Annotated in this window: 16 protein-coding genes and 5 tRNA genes; 4 read left to right on the top strand and 17 right to left on the bottom strand. The window is 70.5% G+C overall.

Features of this window, described 5'->3' with window-relative positions:
- From RFN52_RS28765 to RFN52_RS28755, 3 genes are read right to left on the bottom strand one after another with little or no spacing between them, the layout of a single operon-like run.
- A complete protein-coding gene (locus RFN52_RS28765) occupies positions 1-1,158 on the bottom strand; it encodes a D-alanine--D-alanine ligase family protein (RefSeq protein ID WP_184850375.1) in 1,158 nt (385 codons plus the stop codon).
- A 59-nt stretch (positions 1,159-1,217) separates the two neighbouring features.
- Entirely contained in the window at positions 1,218-2,228 is a 1,011-nt protein-coding gene (locus RFN52_RS28760) for an NAD(P)H-dependent glycerol-3-phosphate dehydrogenase (RefSeq protein ID WP_184850373.1), read from the bottom strand.
- Positions 2,225-3,016 carry a lysophospholipid acyltransferase family protein gene (locus RFN52_RS28755; RefSeq protein ID WP_184850371.1) on the bottom strand — a complete coding sequence of 264 codons (792 nt, stop codon included), beginning with the start codon at positions 3,014-3,016 and terminating at the stop codon, positions 2,225-2,227. The genes RFN52_RS28760 and RFN52_RS28755 overlap by 4 nt, the downstream gene beginning before the upstream one ends.
- A 159-nt stretch (positions 3,017-3,175) precedes the next feature.
- Here RFN52_RS28755 and cofC point away from each other — a divergent pair, with 159 nt between their 5' ends.
- Positions 3,176-3,814: a 2-phospho-L-lactate guanylyltransferase gene (gene cofC, locus RFN52_RS28750; RefSeq protein ID WP_184850369.1), complete on the top strand. Its 639-nt coding sequence runs from the start codon at positions 3,176-3,178 to the stop codon at positions 3,812-3,814.
- A 9-nt stretch (positions 3,815-3,823) separates the two neighbouring features.
- Complete coding sequence (locus RFN52_RS28745; RefSeq protein WP_033313194.1) at positions 3,824-4,027, top strand: hypothetical protein; 204 nt, start codon at positions 3,824-3,826, stop codon at positions 4,025-4,027.
- Positions 4,028-4,112: 85 nt separating this feature from the next.
- Here RFN52_RS28745 and RFN52_RS28740 read toward each other — a convergent pair whose 3' ends face one another.
- From RFN52_RS28740 to leuC, 4 genes are all read right to left on the bottom strand, one after another.
- On the bottom strand, positions 4,113-4,754 hold the full coding sequence (locus RFN52_RS28740; RefSeq protein WP_030851950.1) for an HU family DNA-binding protein: 642 nt from the start codon (positions 4,752-4,754) through the stop codon (positions 4,113-4,115).
- 136 nt (positions 4,755-4,890) lie between these two features.
- Entirely contained in the window at positions 4,891-5,121 is a 231-nt protein-coding gene (locus RFN52_RS28735; protein ID WP_030851947.1) for an SCO5555 family protein, read from the bottom strand.
- 277 nt (positions 5,122-5,398) lie between these two features.
- The gene (leuD, locus tag RFN52_RS28730; RefSeq protein WP_184850367.1) at positions 5,399-5,992 is read right to left on the bottom strand and encodes a 3-isopropylmalate dehydratase small subunit; all 594 of its coding nucleotides are present in this window, start codon (positions 5,990-5,992) and stop codon (positions 5,399-5,401) included.
- A 6-nt stretch (positions 5,993-5,998) separates the two neighbouring features.
- Positions 5,999-7,426: a 3-isopropylmalate dehydratase large subunit gene (leuC, locus tag RFN52_RS28725; protein ID WP_184850365.1), complete on the bottom strand. Its 1,428-nt coding sequence runs from the start codon at positions 7,424-7,426 to the stop codon at positions 5,999-6,001.
- A gap of 195 nt (positions 7,427-7,621) precedes the next feature.
- Between leuC and ndgR the strand changes: the two genes are divergently transcribed.
- Positions 7,622-8,338 carry an IclR family transcriptional regulator NdgR gene (gene ndgR / locus RFN52_RS28720; RefSeq protein ID WP_003993203.1) on the top strand — a complete coding sequence of 239 codons (717 nt, stop codon included), beginning with the start codon at positions 7,622-7,624 and terminating at the stop codon, positions 8,336-8,338.
- Positions 8,339-8,527: 189 nt separating this feature from the next.
- On the opposite strand, the gene RFN52_RS28715 is transcribed toward ndgR, so the two are convergent.
- The 10 genes from RFN52_RS28715 to RFN52_RS28670 form a co-directional block, all read right to left on the bottom strand.
- Positions 8,528-8,600, bottom strand: a tRNA-Glu gene (locus RFN52_RS28715).
- A gap of 28 nt (positions 8,601-8,628) precedes the next feature.
- A tRNA-Gln gene (locus RFN52_RS28710) sits at positions 8,629-8,700 on the bottom strand.
- Positions 8,701-8,720: 20 nt separating this feature from the next.
- Positions 8,721-8,793, bottom strand: a tRNA-Glu gene (locus RFN52_RS28705).
- Positions 8,794-8,833: 40 nt separating this feature from the next.
- Positions 8,834-8,906: transfer RNA gene (locus RFN52_RS28700), tRNA-Glu, on the bottom strand.
- A gap of 21 nt (positions 8,907-8,927) precedes the next feature.
- A tRNA-Gln gene (locus RFN52_RS28695) sits at positions 8,928-8,999 on the bottom strand.
- 89 nt (positions 9,000-9,088) lie between these two features.
- Entirely contained in the window at positions 9,089-9,820 is a 732-nt protein-coding gene (locus RFN52_RS28690; protein WP_184850362.1) for an HAD family hydrolase, read from the bottom strand.
- A 29-nt stretch (positions 9,821-9,849) separates the two neighbouring features.
- The gene (locus RFN52_RS28685) at positions 9,850-12,069 is read right to left on the bottom strand and encodes a FlgD immunoglobulin-like domain containing protein (RefSeq protein WP_184850360.1); all 2,220 of its coding nucleotides are present in this window, start codon (positions 12,067-12,069) and stop codon (positions 9,850-9,852) included.
- Between the two features lie 175 nt (positions 12,070-12,244).
- Positions 12,245-13,729, bottom strand: coding sequence for a glutamate--tRNA ligase (gene gltX / locus RFN52_RS28680; protein WP_184850358.1), 1,485 nt, complete (start codon positions 13,727-13,729; stop codon positions 12,245-12,247).
- Positions 13,722-14,498: a fumarylacetoacetate hydrolase family protein gene (locus tag RFN52_RS28675; protein WP_033313200.1), complete on the bottom strand. Its 777-nt coding sequence runs from the start codon at positions 14,496-14,498 to the stop codon at positions 13,722-13,724. The genes gltX and RFN52_RS28675 overlap by 8 nt, the downstream gene beginning before the upstream one ends.
- 172 nt (positions 14,499-14,670) lie before the next feature.
- Positions 14,671-14,862 (bottom strand): hypothetical protein, encoded by a 192-nt coding sequence (locus RFN52_RS28670; RefSeq protein WP_184854233.1) that lies wholly within the window; start codon positions 14,860-14,862, stop codon positions 14,671-14,673.
- A 604-nt stretch (positions 14,863-15,466) separates the two neighbouring features.
- Between RFN52_RS28670 and RFN52_RS28665 the strand changes: the two genes are divergently transcribed.
- The gene (locus tag RFN52_RS28665; protein ID WP_184850357.1) at positions 15,467-19,309 is read left to right on the top strand and encodes a sensor histidine kinase; all 3,843 of its coding nucleotides are present in this window, start codon (positions 15,467-15,469) and stop codon (positions 19,307-19,309) included.
- Position 19,310: the final 1 nt, after the last annotated feature.

Here is a 19,310-nt window from a genome sequence, read left to right as displayed (position 1 = left end):
TCACCGCAGGCCCGTCGAGCGCCGCAGTGCCGCCTGCACCAGCAGGTCGATCAGCTCCGGGTAGCTCACCCCGCTCGCCTGCCACATCTGCGGGTACATCGAGATGGGCGTGAATCCGGGCATGGTGTTGATCTCGTTGATCACGAACTCGCCGTCCTCGGTGAGGAAGAAGTCCGCGCGCACCAGGCCCTCGCAGGACGCCGCCTCGAACGCGTCGACCGCCAGGCGCTGGACGTCGGCCGTCTCCTCGGGGGTGAGGGGCGCCGGGACGAGACCCGGGGTGGAGTCGATGTACTTGGCCTCGAAGTCGTAGTACGCCTGCGCCTCGGGCGGGGGGATCTCCGCGGGCAGGGAGGCCCGGGGGCCGTCCTCGAACTCCAGGACCCCGCACTCGATCTCCCGGCCGCGCAGCGCGGCCTCCACGAGGATCTTGGGGTCGTGCCGCTGGGCCTCGGCGATCGCCTCGTCGAGGCCGGAGAGGTCGTCGACCTTGGTGATGCCGATCGACGAACCGGCCCGCGAGGGCTTCACGAACAGCGGCCAGCCGTGCTCGCCGGCGAAGTCGACGATCTTCTTGCGGGCGGCGGTCTCGTCGTGCTCCCACTCACGCGGGCGAATCACCACGTAGGGGCCCACCTTCAGCCCGAACGAGGTGAACACCCGCTTCATGTACTCCTTGTCCTGGCCGACGGCCGAGGCGAGCACACCCGAACCCACGTACGGGACTCCGGAGAGCTCCAGGAGGCCCTGGAGGGTGCCGTCCTCACCGTACGGGCCGTGCAGCACCGGGAAGACCACGTCGACCTCGCCGAGCGCCTTGGGGACCGATCCCGGCTCGCTGTAGACGACTTCGCGGCTGGCGGGGTCGACCGGGAGGATCACCGCGCCCTCGGCGGACTCGGCGAGCAGGTCGACGCTCGGCGGGCGCCGGTCGACGATCGCCATCCGCTCCGGCTCGTCCGCCGTGAGCGCCCAACGCCCGTCCTGCGTGATGCCGATCGGCAGGACGTCGTACTTCGTCCGGTCGATGGCCTTGAGGACGGCGCCGGCCGTGACCACGGAGATCCCGTGTTCGGAGCTGCGCCCGCCGAACACGACGGCCACACGCGGCTTGCGAGGCGGCTGCTCGGGGCTCTGGGGGAGGTTCTCGGTGCTCATATCGGGTTGAGGGTACCCGTTGGTAGGGCCGGTAGTAAGCGCCGTCGGCCTTGCGTCGCTCAGCGTCGTTCGGGCTTCGCGCTGCGCGACATCAGCTCCTTGAGAGCCACCACCGGGGGCTTGCCCTCGTGCACGATGCCGACGACCGTCTCCGTGATCGGCATGTCGACGCCGTGCCTGCGGGCCAGATCCAGCACCGACTCACAGGACTTGACGCCCTCGGCGGTCTGCTTGGTGACCGCGATGGTCTCCTGGAGGGTCATGCCCTTGCCGAGGTTGGTGCCGAAGGTGTGGTTCCGCGACAGCGGCGAGGAGCAGGTGGCCACCAGGTCGCCCAGGCCCGCGAGTCCGGAGAAGGTCAGCGGGTCGGCGCCGAGGGCCATGCCGAGCCGGGTGGTCTCGGCGAGGCCGCGGGTGATGAGCGAGCCCTTGGCGTTGTCGCCGAGTCCCATGCCGTCCGCGATACCCACGGCGAGGCCGATGACGTTCTTCACGGCTCCGCCCAGTTCGCAACCCACCACGTCCGTATTGGTGTACGGGCGGAAGTAGGGCGTGTGGCAGGCGGCCTGGAGCCGCTGGGCGACGGCCTCGTCGGTGCAGGCGACCACGGCCGCGGCCGGCATCCGCGCGGCGATCTCCCGGGCCAGGTTGGGCCCCGTCACCACGGCGATCCGGTCCGGGCCGACCTTGGCGACGTCGTCGATGACCTCGCTCATCCGCATCGCGGAGCCGAGCTCGACGCCCTTCATCAGCGACACCAGGACCGTGTCCGGGGCCAGCAGGGGGCTCCACTCGGCGAGGTTGCCGCGCAGGGTCTGCGAGGGCACCGACAGGACCGTGAAGTCGGCGTCCGCCGCGGCCTGCGCGGGATCGGTGGTGGCCCGCACGTTCTCCGGGAGCTCGACCCCCGGGAAGTAGTCGGGATTGGTCCGTGAGGAGTTGATCGCCTCCACGACCTCCGGGCGGCGCGCCCACAGGGTGACCTCGCACCCCGCGTCGGCGAGCACCATGCCGAAGGCCGTACCCCACGAACCGGCGCTCAGCACCGCCGCCTTGACCGGCTTGCTCACTTGCCCAGCCCCTCTTCCTGCACGGTCTGCCCTGACTTCTGATGCGTCTGCGTCTGTGCCTGCGTACGGCGCCGCTGCTCGATCCGCTCCCGGCGCGGGTCGTACGGCGTCTCCGGCGCCTTCTCACCGCGGATCAGCTCCAGCTGTGCGGTCACGGCGGCCATGATGACCTCCGTGGCCTCCTTCAGCAGCTCCGCGGTCATCTCCCGGTCGTAGAACCGCGCGAGGTCCACGGGCGGCCCGGCGAGCACCCGGTGCGTCTTGCGCGGCAGCAGATGCGGCTTCTTCGCGTACGGCGGGAGCAGCTCGTTGCAGCCCCACTGGGCGACGGGGATCACCGGGCACTTGGTCTGCAGCGCGACCCGCGCGGCCCCCGTCTTGGCGGTCATGGGCCAGCCGTCCGGGTCGCGGGTGAGGGTGCCCTCGGGATAGAAGGCGACGCATTCCCCGCGGTCCACGGCCTCGATCGCGGCCCGGAAGGCGCTCAGCGCGTCCGTGCTCTCGCGGTAGACGGGGATCTGCCCGGTGCCCCGCATCGCGGCCCCGACGAATCCCTTCTTGAAAAGCCCGCTCTTCGCGAGGAATCGCGGGACGCGCCCGGTGTTGTACTGAAAGTGCGCGTAAGCGAAGGGGTCGATGTGCGAATTGTGGTTCACCGCGGTGATAAATCCACCCTCTGCCGGAATGTGCTCCATTCCGCGCCAGTCCCGCCTGAGCAGAACCACCAGCGGCGGTTTGCAGATCACCGCGGCGAAGCGGTACCAGAAGCCGATTCTGCGGCGGGGCACGCGGACACCTTCCTCTAGGGCCTGAAAGCCGGGGCCACGGGGGGCCGCACAAGTGTCGCCCCAGGCCGCCGGTCTGTCGAGAACACCGTACGCCCCGGCACGCCGCCCGCCCGATGCCCCGGGTGACAATGACCGCGACAAGAGGAGGACGGAACACCCGTGCAGTGGACCCTGGTCGTACCCCTGAAGCCCCTGGCCCAGGCCAAGAGCAGGCTGGCGGACACCGCCGACGACGGGCTGCGGCCGGACCTGGCGCTGGCCTTCGCCCAGGACACGGTGGCGGCCGCGCTGGCCTGCCCGGCGGTAGGGGATGTGGCAGTCGTCACGGACGACGCCCGGGCGGGCCGTGAGCTGGCGGCATTGGGCGCCGCGATCATCCCCGACGAGCCGGGCGGCGGCCTCAACGCCGCCCTCGCACACGCGACGCGGGTCGTACGGTCAGCCCGCCCGGCGCGTGCCGTGGCCGCACTGAACGCCGATCTGCCGGCCCTGCGTCCTTTGGAATTGTCCCGGGTACTGGAAGCCGCCGCTGAATTCCCGCGTGCATTTCTCCCGGACGCGGCCGCAATCGGCACGACCCTGCTGGCCGCCGCTGCGGGCCGCGAATTGCGCCCGGCCTTCGGCGCGGATTCCCGGGCCCGGCACCGCGCGTCCGGCGCCGTGGAACTGCCCCTCGCCGCGGTGGATTCCGTACGCCAGGACGTGGACACCGGCGAGGACCTGCGCAGCGCGCTGGCCCTGGGGGTCGGCCCTCATACGGCCGCGGCCGCCGCGCGGTTGCTGATACCCGGGCAGTAGGCTGCGGCCATGCAGGCGACCGCGTACACATACGACCCCGAAAGCCGCAGCGGGCAGGTGCTCCTGGACGACGGCACCCCGGTGCCCTTCGACGCTGCCGCGTTCGACGCGGGGGGCCTCAGGCTGCTGCGTCCGGGCCAGCGGGTGCGCATCGAGGTCGAGGGTGCGAAGGACGCGCCCCGGATCACTCTGGTGACCCTGCAGACCCTCTGACCCCTTGCTGAACACGCCTTGCTGAACACGCCGCGGGCCGGACTCCGTGCGGAGTCCGGCCCGGCGCGTGAGTACTCCAGCGCCCTTACTTCTTGCGGGCGGTGGTCTTCTTGGCGGTGGTCTTGCGCGCCGTCGACTTCTTGGCGGGCGCCTTCTTGGCCGTGGCCTTCTTCGCCGGGGCCTTCTTCGCGGTGGTCTTCTTCGCGGCGGTGGTCTTGGACGTCGCCGTGGTCTTCTTGGCGGGCGCCTTCTTCGCCGTGGTCTTCTTCGCGGCCGCGGTCTTCGTGGTGGCCTTCTTCGCCGTCGTCTTCTTGGCGGTGGTCTTCTTCGCGGCGGCCGACTTCGTGGTCGCCTTCTTCGCGGCGGCCTTCTTGACCGTCGCGCCGGCACCGCCGGTCAGGCTGCCCTTGGGCGCCTTCTTGACGGAGACCTCGCCGCCACGCGGGAGCTTCTTCGAGCCGCTGACCAGGTCCTTGAAGCCCTGACCGGCGCGGAAGCGCGGAACGGAGGTCTTCTTGACCCGAACCCGCTCGCCCGTCTGGGGGTTACGGGCGTACCGGGCCGGGCGGTCGACCTTCTCGAACGAACCGAAGCCGGTGACCGAGACCCGCTCACCCGAGACGACCGCGCGGACGATGGCGTCCAGTACATGGTCGACAGCATCGGCGGCCTGCTGACGGCCGCCCATCTTGTCGGCAATCGCTTCTACGAGCTGCGCCTTGTTCACGTCTTCCCCTTCGGAGACATCGCCAGAACGAAAGTGTTCAAGCTTTTTCGCACGTTAGGCAGATATATACCGCAAATCAAACACGAAACGGGCTTATCACCCTTGTGCCGCAACGAACTCGACGGTGTCGAAGGGTTCAGCGTTCCTCGTCGGGGAGACGTCCCTCGTCGAGGTCCGCGGTGAACCGCTCCAGCCGTCTTGCCGCGTCGGCGAGATCGTGCTTGGCCGCGGCCGTAATGACCAGCAGCTTCCGGGTCAGCGCCATCCGTACGCCCTCCGGGACTTGCAGTGCGCGCACTCTTGTGTGCGCTTCCTTGAGTTGGTCCGCGACTGCCGCATAGAGCTCGAGTTGGCCGTCGTGTTCCATGCACAGATTGTGCCATCTGGGGCGAGTTGTCGCCTGCGCAGGGGACAACTGACGCCTCAAACGGCCTTCCGGGCACACGTGGAAGTCACGGCTGTACCCCTCGCGTACCCCAGCAACCACCGGCATAACGCCGGAAGTTGGCAGTTGAACAGTGGATGGGCAGGGCCGTTCGGGTGCAGACACGGCTGTACCCCCGATCGGGCTGATCGGGGGTACAGAGAGGGTGTTGCGGTGGCCGAAAGTCGCCTTGTTCGGAGGCGGTGGGCCGTGCGTGGGGTCAGACCGGGAGGGTCTGCGGCTTGAACGCCGGGCGCTTGGCCTCGTAGGCGGCGATGTCGGCTTCGTTCTGGAGGGTGATCGAGATGTCGTCGAGGCCGTTCAGCAGCCGCCAGCGGGAGTTCTCGTCCAGCTCGAAGGCGGCGGTGATGCCCTCGGCGCGCACCTCGCGGCTCTCCAGGTCGACGGTGATCTCGGCCGTGGGGTCCTGTTCGGTCAGCTCCCACAGCGCGTCCACGGTCTCCTGCTCCAGAACGACCGTGAGCAGGCCGTTCTTGAGCGAGTTGCCGCGGAAGATGTCGGCGAAGCGCGAGGAGATCACGGCCTTGAAGCCGTAGTTCTGCAGCGCCCAGACGGCGTGCTCACGCGAGGAGCCGGTGCCGAAGTCGGGACCGGCGACCAGCACGGTCGCGCCTTTGCGCTCGCTCTGGTTGAGCACGAACGACGCGTCCTTGCGCCAGGCCTCGAACAGCCCGTCCTCGAACCCGTCCCGCGTGACCTTCTTGAGCCAGTGCGCGGGGATGATCTGGTCGGTGTCGACGTTGGAGCGGCGCAGCGGCACGGCCCGGCCGGTGTGGGTGGTGAAGGCTTCCATGGGTGATCAGACTCCAGCGGGCGTGGGGGCGTCGGCGGTCAGGTCGGCCGGGGAGGCCAGGTGGCCCAGGACTGCGGTGGCGGCGGCGACCTGCGGGGAGACCAGGTGGGTGCGGCCGCCCTTGCCCTGCCGGCCCTCGAAGTTGCGGTTGGAGGTGGACGCGGAGCGCTCACCGGGGGCCAGCTGGTCGGGGTTCATGCCCAGGCACATCGAGCAGCCCGCGTGCCGCCACTCGGCGCCGGCCTGCTTGAAGACCACGTCCAGGCCCTCGGAGACGGCCTGCAGACCCACCCGCGCCGAGCCGGGGACGACCAGCATCCGTACGCCGTCGGCGACTTTGCGGTCCTTGAGCAGCTCGGCCGCAGCCCGCAGGTCCTCGATGCGGCCGTTGGTGCACGAGCCTACGAAGACGGTGTCCACCTTGATGGAACACAGCGGCTGCCCGGCCTCCAACCCCATGTACTCCAGGGCCTTTTCGGCGGCGAAGCGCTCCGATGCGTCTTCGTACGAAGCAGGATCGGGGACGGACGCCGAAAGCGGTGCGCCCTGGCCCGGGTTGGTGCCCCAGGTGACGAACGGCGACAGCTCGGCGGCGTCGATGACGACCTCGGCGTCGAACTCGGCGTCGTCGTCGGTCCTGAGCGTCCTCCAGTACGCGACGGCGGCGTCCCAGTCCTCGCCCTCGGGGGCGTGCGGGCGGCCCTGGAGGTAGGCGAAGGTGGTCTCGTCCGGGGCGATCATGCCCGCGCGGGCGCCGGCCTCGATCGACATGTTGCAGATGGTCATGCGGGCCTCCATCGAGAGCTTCTCGATGGCCTCGCCGCGGTACTCCAGCACGTAGCCCTGGCCGCCGCCCGTGCCGATCTTCGCGATGATCGCCAGGATCAGGTCCTTGGCGGTGACGCCGTCGGGCAGTTCGCCGTCGACCGTGATCGCCATGGTCTTGGGGCGGGACATCGGCAGCGTCTGGGTGGCCAGCACATGCTCCACCTGGGAGGTGCCGATGCCGAACGCCAGCGCCCCGAAAGCACCGTGCGTGGAGGTGTGCGAGTCACCGCACACGACGGTGGTGCCCGGCTGGGTCAGACCCAGCTGCGGCCCCACCACATGCACGACACCCTGCTCGACGTCGCCCAGCGGGTGCAGGCGCACGCCGAAGTCGGCGGCGTTCTTGCGCAGCGTCTCCAGCTGGACCCGCGAGACCGGATCCGCGATCGGCTTGTCGATGTCCAGGGTCGGGGTGTTGTGGTCCTCGGTCGCGATGGTGAGGTCCAGACGCCGCACGCCACGGCCGCTCTTGCGCAGACCGTCGAACGCCTGCGGGCTGGTCACCTCGTGCAGCAGGTGCAGATCGATGAAGAGAAGGTCGGGCTCGCCCTCCGCGCGCCGGACGACGTGGTCGTCCCAGACTTTCTCCGCGAGTGTCCTACCCATCGCTGTTCCCTCCGGCCGGCTACGGTCCGCCGACCCAACTAGAGATCTTGAGGAGGCGGCGCCCGTTCCCCTGATTCCGGGCGCACGCCACCAGGCCCTTACGTCACGGGCCGTTGTGACTTCGTGATTCCAGGGTGGCGCGTTCCACGAGAATTTGAACTTGCGTTTCACAGAGTGAGACGCAAGTATCGTTTCATGGACAACAGTAGCGGCGTCGGCGTTCTGGACAAGGCGGCCCTCGTCCTGAGCGCTCTGGAGTCCGGTCCGGCCACCCTCGCGGGTCTGGTCGGTGCCACCGGACTGGCACGACCCACGGCCCACCGCCTGGCCGTGGCCCTGGAACACCACCGCATGGTGGCGCGCGACATGCAGGGCCGATTCATTCTCGGCCCTCGCCTGGCAGAGCTTGCCGCGGCCGCGGGTGAGGACCGTCTCCTCGCCACCGCCGGCCCGGTGCTCACGCATCTTCGTGACATCACGGGCGAGAGCGCGCAGCTCTATCGCCGTCAGGGCGACATGCGCATCTGCGTCGCAGCGGCGGAGCGCCTGTCCGGTCTGCGGGACACGGTCCCGGTCGGTTCGACGCTCACGATGAAGGCCGGGTCCTCGGCGCAGATCCTGATGGCCTGGGAGGAGCCGGAGCGGCTGCACCGCGGCCTGCAAGGGGCGCGCTTCACCGCGACGGCCCTGTCGGGCGTGCGGCGGCGGGGCTGGGCACAGTCGATCGGTGAGCGGGAGCCGGGCGTCGCGTCGGTGTCCGCGCCGGTGCGGGGGCCTTCGAACCGGGTGGTCGCCGCGGTGTCCGTGTCCGGGCCGATCGAGCGGCTGACGCGGCACCCGGGGCGTATGCATGCCCAGGCTGTGATCGATGCGGCGGGGCGTCTCTCCGAGGCGTTGCGGCGCACCGGCTGAACCGACGGAGCGTTTCGGGGGAGGCCGGCCTCAACGCCGCGGCAGGCCTTTCCCGATCACGCGCCATGACACGGACGGTTTGATCGTCGCGTGCGGGCCGGTTGGGGTTTGTTCGTGCAGCTCACGCGACCAACAGAAGGCAAGCACACAAGAGGCCCCTCACCGAAGTGAGGGGCCTCTTGTGATGTGTACCCCCGACCGGATTCGAACCGGCGCTACCGCCTTGAGAGGGCGGCGTGCTAGGCCGCTACACAACGGGGGCATGGAGCCTGCGTTTCCGCAGGTCCGAGCTGGTCTACCTGGACTCGAACCAAGACTAACTGAACCAGAATCAGTCGTGCTGCCAATTACACCATAGACCAATGTGGTTTAGACCAGTCAGTACCCCCGACCGGATTCGAACCGGCGCTACCGCCTTGAGAGGGCGGCGTGCTAGGCCGCTACACAACGGGGGCCCTAGCAGTCCCGAGATGATCGTCGATCACTCGGAACCAGTACCCCCGACCGGATTCGAACCGGCGCTACTGCCTTGAGAGGGCAGCGTGCTAGGCCGCTACACAACGGGGGCGATGCAGATGAGCTCTGCGAGCTGGCCTACCTGGACTCGAACCAAGACTAACTGAACCAGAATCAGTCGTGCTGCCAATTACACCATAGGCCACTGGAACGCAAGCCCCCTAGGGGGTTTTGTTCTAGTAGTGCGCCTGGGGTTCTGGCCTTCCGGCCCGCTCCCGCGGCGCAGGAAGAACATTACCCGAAGGTGGACGGGGCTCCAAAACGAGTATCCGAGCCGAGCAGGGACGGCAGTTCGGCGAGGGAGGCGATGCGGTGCGGCCCGACGGGCGGCTCGATCGTGGCGTACAGACCGCCTCGGTCGATCCACACCGACAGCAGTCCGGCGTCGGCGGCGCCCCGTCCGTCGATCTCCGGGTGGTCGCCGACGTAGGCGACCTGGTGCGGCGGCAGTCCGAGGAACTCGCAGGCCGCGAGGAAGGCCCCGGCCTCGGGCTTGGAGATGCCGAGCTCAGCCGCGCACAGGATGGTCTCGAAGCGGTCGTGGACGCCGAGGGCACGCAGCTTGCGGTCCTGGACGTGGAGGCTCGAGTTGGAGAGCACGGCGTGCCGGTGGCTGGCGGAGAGGGCGTCGAGGACGGGCAGGACGTCCGGGAACAGGGCCCAGACCGCCTCGTAGTGGGTGATGTAACGCTGGAACCACGCGTCGGCCTCGGCGTCGGTGAGGTCCCGGTCCAGGAACACCCTTACGCGCTCGCGCCGCTGGTCCTCGAAGGTGGCCTCGCCGGCCGAGAAGCGGGCCCATTGCAGGTGGGTGATCTCCCGCCATTGGTCGATGGCCCGCTCGACGCTGTCGTAGCGGTCGAGCAGGCCCTCGGCCGTGAGGTGGGCGCGCATGCCGAGGCGGTCGGCGGTGGTGTAGTCGAAGAGGGTGTCGTCGACGTCCCAGACCACGGCGTGAATGCTCATGTTCCGACCGTACCCACCGCGGAATGCTCTCAGCCCAGGGTCATGGTGCCGGAGAGCGTGAGGTCCGGTCCCTGGCCGTCGCGGGGGTGGGCGGTGAGTTTCCAGGTGTACGCGCCGCCCGTGGTGCCGCCGCCGCTGTCGGTGGTGCCGTCCCAGGCGGGGCGCACCGCGGCTCCCGTGGAACTGCCGGTCAGCGTGCGGACGATCTTGCCGGAGGCGTTGGTGAGGGTCAGGGTCCAGGTGGAGGGCTTGTTCAGCTGCCAGACCGGGGACCAGGGGAACGCCTTGCCGATCACGGACGGCGTGTGGGCCTGGGCTTCCATCTGCGCCAGGGGCGAGGTGGGGACGCCGCTGGGGACGATCGACACCTCGCCGTACGTGCCGTTGAGGTAGGCGATGGGGCCGCCGAAGCGGTCGACGGCCCAGCGGCCGTTGCTGCCGCCGGTGTTCTGGTCCGTGGCGGGCAGTTTGACCAGGGTGCGGGTGGTGGCCGTGCCGGTGTGGAAGTCGGTGAGCAGCAGTTCGTGGGTGGTGCGGTTCTCCCGGAGCAGGAAGCCGTCGGCGAGGCGGGCCGGGCCCAGGTCGGCCGGAACCGTGATCTTGCGCTGGGTGGCCCGGTCGTAGACGCCGGCCGAGCTGCCGCAGGACCAGTACAGCCAGGTGTTGACGGCCTGGATGTCGGTGGGGGTGCAGGGGGCGCCGGTGGTGATGGTGGTGGTGGTCGTGCCGGTCTTGAGGTTGCGGCCGGTGACCTGGCCCTGGGTGCCGCCCGGGGCCCACAGGGTCTGTCCCCAGACCGCGGCGGCGGTGCGGTCGCGGGTGAGGGTGGTCTCGCCGGCGGTCTTGGCGCGCGGGAAGTCGACGACCCGCTGCTTGCCGGAGCCGCCGTTGTAGAGCACGTAGCGGCCGGTGCCGGCGCCGATGCGGCCGGAGGAATCGCCGTCCGTGGGTGCGCTGAGGACGGTGGTGGTGTCGAGGCCGACGGTGACGACGGACTCCTGGCCCGTCTCGCCGGTCCACAGGTGGCTGACCCTGCCGTCGCCGAGAGCCTCCAGCTGGGGACAGGCGGCGTCGCCGGTGAGGCAGGTGGACGGGCTCAGCCCCGGGCTGCGGCGGGTCTGGGGGCCGTCGGGCCGGCCGGTGGCGTCCAGCTGGAAGCTGCTGTAGCGCAGTGACGCGCCGGGCGTCGCGCCGTAGAGGAACAACTCGCCGCCGGCGACGGCCAGTCCCTGTACGCCGGTCGCGGCGGCGGGCACCCGGGCCACTTCGGTGGTGGAGAGGCCTCCGGTGCCGGTGGGGGTGATGCGGTGGATGTTCCAGTTGAGGCTGGAGGGTCCCGCGGTGGCCAGAGCGCCACCGTCCGGGGTCGGGCCGATGCCGCCGAACGACGAGGGGAGCACGGTGGCCGAGGCGCCGGTGACCAGGGAGCGGGCGGTCAGCGCGGCCTCGGTGCCGCCCAGCACGAAGCCCGGATTGCCGATCAGGAGTTGGTCGCCGACGACGGCTTCGAGCTGGGCGCCGGTCCTGGTGAGGGCCGTGGGCGCGGTGCCGGGTTCGGCGTCCACCCGGATCGCCTTCCAGTCGGCGACGAGCCAGCGGTCGTTGAAGGCGAGCTGCGGGGTCGCCTCATCGCCGGTGACATACGTGCGGAAGGCGCCGTCGGAGAGGTCCACCAGGCCCACCGACGTCTTGCCGTCCAGCGCGTAGACGATCGCGAGGCGGGTGACCGAGCCGCCGGTGCGGTAGAGGACGGGGCGGGCGCCCGCGGGGAAGCCGGTGACCGGGGTGTCCACGGTGAGGGTGCCGTCGACGGTGCGCAGGACGTGCAGGGCGCCGTTGCCGTCCATGGTCAGCACGCTCCAGCCGACGGCGGCGCGGTAGGCCTGGCCGGTGGGGATCGTGACGGTGGCGGTGACGCCCGTGGAGCGGTGTTTCTGCAGAACCTTCTGGCCGTCGCGGGTGTTCACGACGTCGGTGCCGGTGGCCAGGTCGTCCGGGCCGGCGTGGGCGGGCGGGACCGCGTCGGGGTAGTCCACCGTGGTGACCGAGGTGGTTCCCGGGCGGTACTGGAAGCCGGACGCGCCGGCCCAGGGGTAGTCGACGGTCACGCGCTTCTCGGTGGCCAGCCGCACCGTGCCGGCCGGCTCGTCGGCTCCGGGCGCCGCCTGCGCGGGTGCGGTCAGCAGGGTGCAGGACAGGGCCACCACCCCGCCGACGGCCGCGTGGACGAGTCTTCGTGGACGGATCATGCTCTCTCCCCCTGTACCCGGGCGCACACGCACGCACCGTGCGCACAGGGGGCATCCAACGTCTCGTGCGGGGACGGGAGTTGCCCGGAAGGGTGAACTCCGGGTGGCGGCTGGGCGGACACGGCGAGGGCGGCGCCCGAACCGGACGCCGCCCTCGCGGTGTGATGCCGTGCGCTTACGCGGTGAGCTTCGCCAGCGCCGCGTCGATCCGGGCCAGGGTGGTCTCCTTGCCCAGGACCTCCAGGGACTCGAAGAGCGGCAGGCCGACCGTGCGGCCGGTGACGGCGACGCGGACGGGGGCCTGGGCCTTGCCGAGCTTGAGTCCGTGGGCCTCACCGGCGGCCAGGACGGCCTCCTTGAGCGACTCGGCGGAGGTCCAGTCGGCGGCCTCCAGCTTCTCGCGGGCCGTGCGCAGCAGGGCGTCCGAGCCCTCCTTCATCGCCTTGGTCCAGGAGGCCTCGTCCTCGGCCGGCTCCGCCAGGAACAGGAAGTCGACGTTGTCGGTGATCTCGGAGAGGACCTTGAGGCGGGTCTGCGCGTGCGGCGCGATGGCCTGCCACTTCGCCTCGTCGAAGGCCTCCGGGGCCCAGGGGGCGAACGGCGCCTGGAGCCACGGGCGGCAGCGCTCCGTGAAGTCCTTCACGTCCAGCAGGCGGATGTGGTCGCCGTTGATGGCCTCGCACTTCTTGAGGTCGAAGCGGGCCGGGTTGGGCTGCACGTCGGAGATCTCGAAGGCCGCGATCATCTCGGCGATCGAGAAGACGTCCTGGTCGGCCGAGAGGGACCAGCCGAGCAGGGAGAGGTAGTTGAGCAGGCCCTCGGGGAGGAAGCCGCGCTCCCGGTAGAGGTTGAGGGAGGACTGCGGGTCACGCTTGGAGAGCTTCTTGTTGCCCTCGCCCATCACGTACGGCAGGTGGCCGAAGGACGGGATCTCCTTGGCGATACCCAGCTCGATCAGCGCCTTGTACAGGGCGATCTGGCGCGGGGTGGAGGAGAGCAGGTCCTCGCCGCGCAGGACGTGGGTGATCTCCATCAGGGCGTCGTCGACCGGGTTGACCAGCGTGTACAGCGGGGCACCGTTGGCGCGGACGATGCCGTAGTCCGGGACGTTCTCCGGGGTGAAGGTCAGCTCGCCGCGGACCAGGTCGGTGAAGGTGATCGTCTCGTCGGGCATCCGGAAGCGGACGATCGGCTCGCGGCCCTGGGCCTGGTACTCCTCGACCTGGGCCTCGGTCAGCTCGCGGCAGTGGCCGTCGTAGCCGGAGGGCTTGCCGGCGGCGCGGGCGGCCTCGCGGCGGGTGTCCAGCTCGTCCTGGGAGCAGTAGCAGCGGTAGGCGTGACCGGCGTCGAGCAGCTTCTGCGCGACCTCCTTGTAGAGGTCCATGCGCTGCGACTGGCGGTACGGCGCGTGCGGGCCGCCGACCTCGGGGCCCTCGTCCCAGTCGAAGCCCAGCCAGCGCATCGAGTCGAGCAGCTGGGTGTACGACTCCTCGGAGTCGCGGGCGGCGTCGGTGTCCTCGATGCGGAAGACCAGGGTGCCCTGGTGGTGCTTGGCGAACGCCCAGTTGAACAGGGCGGTGCGGACCAGGCCCACGTGGGGGTTACCGGTGGGTGAGGGGCAGAAACGGACGCGTACTGGAGTGCCGGATGCGCTAGCCACGCTTGACAACCTTGTTGGTGAGAGTGCCGATGCCTTCGATGGTGACGGCGACCTCGTCGCCGACGTTCAGGGGGCCGACCCCAGCGGGGGTGCCCGTGAGGATCACGTCGCCGGGGAGCAGCGTCATGGCCTCGGAGATGTTGACGATCAGATCCTCGATGGAGTGGATCATCTCGCTGGTCCGGCCGAGCTGGCGCTGCTGGCCGTTGACCGTGAGCTGGATGGTGAGGTCGCTCGCGTCCAGGTCCGTCTCCACCCAGGGGCCGAGCGGGCAGGAACTGTCGAAGCCCTTGGCCCGGGCCCACTGCTTCTCGCGCTTCTGCACGTCGCGGGCGGTGATGTCGTTGGCGCAGGTGTAGCCGAAGATGACGTCCTTGACGCGCTCGCGCGGGACCTCGCGGCACATCCGGCCGATCACCACGGCCAGCTCGGCCTCGTGGTGCACCTCCTCGGAGAAGGAGGGGTACTGGATCTCGTCGCCGGGGCCGATCACCGAGGTGGACGGCTTGAAGAAGGCGAAGGGGGCGTCGGGCACCTCGTTGCCCAGCTCGCGGGCGTGCTCCGCGTAGTTGCGACCGAAGGCCACGACCTTGTTGGGGAGCACCGGCGGCAGCAGCCTGACCTTGCTCACCGGCACCTTCGTACCGGAGAGCTCGAAGTCCGCGAACGGGATGCCCTTGATGATGTCCAGGACGAGTTCGTCCTGCTTGTCGCCCTCGATGGCACCGAAGGCGACGTTCCCGTCGATGGAGAATCTGGCGATGCGCACGGGTTGCTTGGCCCCTTGACTGACGCGGCTGGAGTCTGACGGTCCAGGCTAACGCGGAGAGGTGTTCCCGCCCCGCGCATTACGAAGGGGCGCCCCGTCGCAGGGGCGCCCCTGGAAAATCCGTGTCCCGCCGCCGTGAGCATCCGGTCGCCGGTACGCGTACTAGCTGGTGTCACTCCGCGGCTGCGGCGGCCGCGACGGGGATCTCCATCAGGATGGTGCGCTTGGGGTTTGCGGTCTGGGCCGGCAGGTCGACGGGGTGCTCCGGCTGCTCCGGCGTCTGCAGTTCGTCGGCGTCTTCCAGGTGTGCCAGCGTCGTGCGTCGCGGGTTGGCGATCTTGTGGAACATCGTCGTCGTCTTCACTGTTTACTTGACCCTGTCCTGTGACGGGCGCCGGGAGGGTGTGTGAAACCTCCGCACGGGCGCGGGTTGTCGGTTGTGCCATCGCTGTAAAGCGTCAGGCTAAACATGCGATTCCCCGGCCCGTTCGCGCGAAGACCATGATCGGCATGTGAGTTTCCTCACGAATCAGAGGGCGAATCGGTCAATCCGGACACGTGCTCCACATCGGCGAAACGGACATTGACCCCCTGAAGCCATCATTCCGCTCCTGATCATGGCGACTGGGACACCCGGCACCGCTCGGCGACTCGCGGACTAACGCCCGAAATGGGCGAACTCGCCATCCACCACCGGTGATCCGGCACTCACGTGGTGTCACCTACATCACGGCTCGGCCTACGGGCCTTGTTGGAGATCCTGTGCTGTGCTGGAATCTCACGGACCGCCGCAGGATCGAGCCGGCGCACAGGGGGCGCACAGTCGCGCCGAGTGGCGGTGAGAAGGGGGAGCCAGCGCCGGTCACCCAAGACCACCACGGGGGCGTTTTTCAGGGCGTCCCCAGAACGCCGACACCGTGCCCCGCCGTTCAGGCGACGGGGTGCCTGGTCCAGAGGTTGCGACGCTAGTGCAGGGACGTTTCAAGAGGGATGGCAACGCTTCGGCGGAGCCGGAGCCGCACGGCGGGACTGGCCCCATGACTGGCGGCCCCTCGCCCCAGCACGCCCAGAACCAGGGCCCGGCCGGTGACGGCGGTGAGCGCTCCGGGCGCCCCGGCACGTCGACCCCCACGGGGTCCGCGAGCCCTTCCCCGGCGCTGAAGCCGCCCACGGGCCCGACCGGCCCCGGGCCGCGAATAGCCCTGCGCAACTGGCGCATCTCCACGCGACTGGTGTCGCTGCTCGCCCTCCCGGTGGTCGCGGCCACCTCGCTGGGTGCGCTGCGTATCAATCAGTCCATGGACGACATCCAGCAGCTCGACAACATGAAGCTGCTGACGGACATGACCAAGCAGGCCACCGAGCTGTCGGCCGCGCTCCAGGAGGAGCGCGACCAGTCGGCCGGCCCGCTGGCGCACGGCGGCAAGGCGACGGACTTCACGGTCAAGGGGCTTCGCGAGAAGACCGACCGGGCGATGAAGAACTTCCTCGACAGCTCCGAGGAGATCGACGGCGCCAGCAAGGACGGCAACCTCAAGGGCGTCCGCGAGTACCTCGTCCAGCTCGCCGGCGAGCTGGGCGACCTGGAGCAGATCCGCAAGGGCGCCTACGCCTCCGAGGACAACTCCACGCAGACGATCGAGGCGTACCACCGTCTGATCGAGAACCTGATCGACCTCTCCCAGGACATGGCCGAGGCGACCAGCAACCCGGACATGATCCAGCGCACGCGTGCGCTCGCGGCGTTCTCCTCCGCCAAGGAGTACTCCTCGATCCAGCGCGCGGCCCTGGCGGCGGCGCTGCCCGCGAGCAACACCACGGCCGGCAAGCTCTCGCCGAACGACCGCCTCTACGCCGAGTCCGCCCTGGAGTCCCAGAACTCCGAGATCCGCAGCTTCAAGAGCATCTACGGCGAGGACTCCGCCGCCGAGCTGCTCAAGCCGATCGAGGACGGCGGCAACTCGACGATCAAGGCGACCGACACCTACGCGGGTCGCGCCCTGGTCTCCGCGAGCGGTCTCGCCCAGCAGGACAAGCGGTCCTACCGCGACTGGCTGGACGACAGCTCCACCAAGATCCAGCAGATGAAGAACATCGAGCACACGCTGCTCGAGGAGATGGAGCAGAAGGCCCGCGAGCTGCGCAGCGCCACCGAGCGCGACGCGATCATCTCCGGTGCCCTGATCCTGATCGTGCTGGGTGTGTCGCTGGTCGGCGCCTTCGTCGTGGCCCGCTCCATGATCCGCTCGCTGCGCCGTCTTGAGGACACCGCGACGAAGGTCGCCTCCGACCGTCTGCCCGAGCTGGTCAAGCAGCTGTCCGAGTCCGACCCGCAGGACGTCGACACGTCCGTGGAGTCGGTCGGTGTGCACTCCCGGGACGAGATCGGCCGAGTGGCCGCGGCCTTCGACGACGTGCACCGCGAGGCGGTCCGCCTCGCCGCCGAGCAGGCCCTGCTCCGGGGCAACGTCAACGCGATGTTCACCAACCTCTCGCGCCGCTCCCAGGGCCTCATCCAGCGCCAGCTGTCGCTCATCTCCGAACTGGAGTCGCGCGAGGCCGACCCGGACCAGCTGTCCTCGCTGTTCAAGCTCGACCACCTCGCCACCCGCATGCGCCGTAACGGTGAGAACCTCCTCGTCCTCGCGGGTGAGGAGCCCGGCCGCCGCTGGACCCGTCCGGTGCCGCTGGTCGACGTGCTCCGCGCCGCCGCCTCCGAGGTGGAGCAGTACGAGCGCATCGAGCTGGCCTCCGTGCCGACCACCGAAGTGGCCGGCCGGGTCGTCAACGACCTCGTGCACCTCCTCGCCGAGCTGCTGGAGAACGCGACCTCCTTCTCCTCGCCGCAGACCAAGGTCAAGGTCACCGGTCACGCGCTGCCCGACGGCCGGGTGCTGATCGAGATCCACGACACCGGTATCGGCCTGTCGCCGGAGGACCTCGCGGCGATCAACGAGCGGCTCGCCTCTCCCCCGACGGTGGACGTCTCCGTCTCCCGCCGCATGGGTCTGTTCGTGGTCGGCCGGCTGTCCCAGCGGCACGGCATCCGCATCCAGCTGCGCCCGTCCGACTCCGGTGGTACGACCGCGCTGGTCATGCTGCCCGTCGATGTCGCCCAGGGCGGCCGCAAGCCCCAGCCCAAGCAGCCCGGTCAGTCTCCCGTCGGCGGCGGTCCCGCCGCCGCGCAGGCCGCCGCCGGTGCGGCAGCGGCCCGGCGTGCCGCCGGTTCCGGCCAGGGTGCCGGTGCTCTCGGCGCCGGTGCGTCCGGCGGTGCCTTCGGTGGCGGTGCCTCCGGCGGTGGCCGGCTCGCTCCCGGTCAGGGCCCGCGGGCCGCGCTGCCCGGGCGGGACGGCGACGGTGGCCGTCCCGGAGCGCAGGGCGGTGCGCGCGGACCGCAGGGTCCCGGCCCGTCGTCGTTCGAGCCGAGCGGCCCCCCGCAGGGGCGTCCGGCTCCGGCCGGTGGCGGGTTCGGTCAGCAGGCGCCGGGCGCCCCGCAGGGTCTGCAGGCCGCGGGCACCAACGGGCCGCAGCAGGGCCAGGACGCCTTCGGCGGTGGCCGGAGCCGGAAGAAGCAGGGCGGCAACGGCGAGCAGGGCAAGGGCCGCAGGCCGCAGCTGCCGCCGCGCGGTGGTCCGCGGGCCGAGCTGCCCGGTGGCGACGCGCAAGCGCGCGTGCCGAGCTGGAGCGACGAGAACGCCCAGCCGCCGGTGCCGCGTGCGTCGCTGGACGCCCCCCGCGGCCACGAGGAGCAGCCGGACCTCTCCCGTACGTCCGCCCTGCCGCGCGTCGACGACCGCCAGGGTCCCGGCGCGACGGCGGAGATCCCGGCCGTGCCGCGCGACGACCGGCAGGGCTTCGGCTCGCCGACCGACTTCGGCACCGGCCAGGATCCGTTCGGCCCCGGCGCGAACGCACAGCAGGGCCAGGACCAGGGGTCGTTCGTCCGCCCGGACGTCTTCGGCACCCCGGGCGGCCGACGCGACTCGTCCACGTCGGGCCAGTACCCGGCGCCGCAGTCCTACGACAACGGCACGGCCGGCCAGTACCCGGCCCAGCGCCAGGACCACGGCTCGACCGGCCAGTACCCGGCGCCCCGCCAGGACAACGGCTCCACGGGCCAGTACCCGGCGCCCCGCCAGGACAACGGCTCCACGGGCCAGTACCCGGCACCGCGCCAGGACAACGGCTCCGGGCGGCCCACCCTCCCGGGTCCGGCCACGCCGGCCGACCCCGCGGGCACGGGCCGGTACGAGCAGCCGCAGAACAACGGCGGCCGGGGACCGGCCGACTTCGGCGCCCCGCGGCCGCCCGCCCCGCAGGCCCGGCCCGTCCGGCAGGAGCCCGAGGCCCTGCCGCCGGCGTCCGGTCCGGGCGACGGTCGTACGCCGCTGTACGACACGCTGGAGACCAACTGGTTCCACGGCCAGCAGGAGCAGCAGCCGCAGAACAACGGCTCCGCTCCGGCCGCCCCGCAGCAGCCGCAGGGACCCACCGGTCCGCAGCGGTCCGCCGCCCCCGCCGGCTGGCGCACGTCGCCGAACGACGACCTCGTCCGCCAGGCCGAGCGAGTCCGCCAGCCCGCCGCGGGTGGTGTCACCACCTCCGGCCTGCCGCGCCGAGTGCCCCGGGCGAACCTCGTCCCGGGCACGGCTCAGCAGCAAACCCACCAGAGTGGTCCGCAGGTCTCGCGTGCGCCCGATGACGTGCGCGGCCGGCTGACCAATCTCCGTCGGGGAATCGCACAGGGTCGTCAGGCCGGGTCCACCCAGACCGGCAGCCACCCACGGCCCACTCACCAGCAGGAGCGTTAGT

Source organism: Streptomyces collinus (assembly GCF_031348265.1).
GTDB lineage: Bacteria > Actinomycetota > Actinomycetes > Streptomycetales > Streptomycetaceae > Streptomyces > Streptomyces collinus.
The sequence above is the reverse complement of the archived record's forward strand: the minus strand, read 5'-3'. Positions and strand labels throughout refer to the sequence as shown.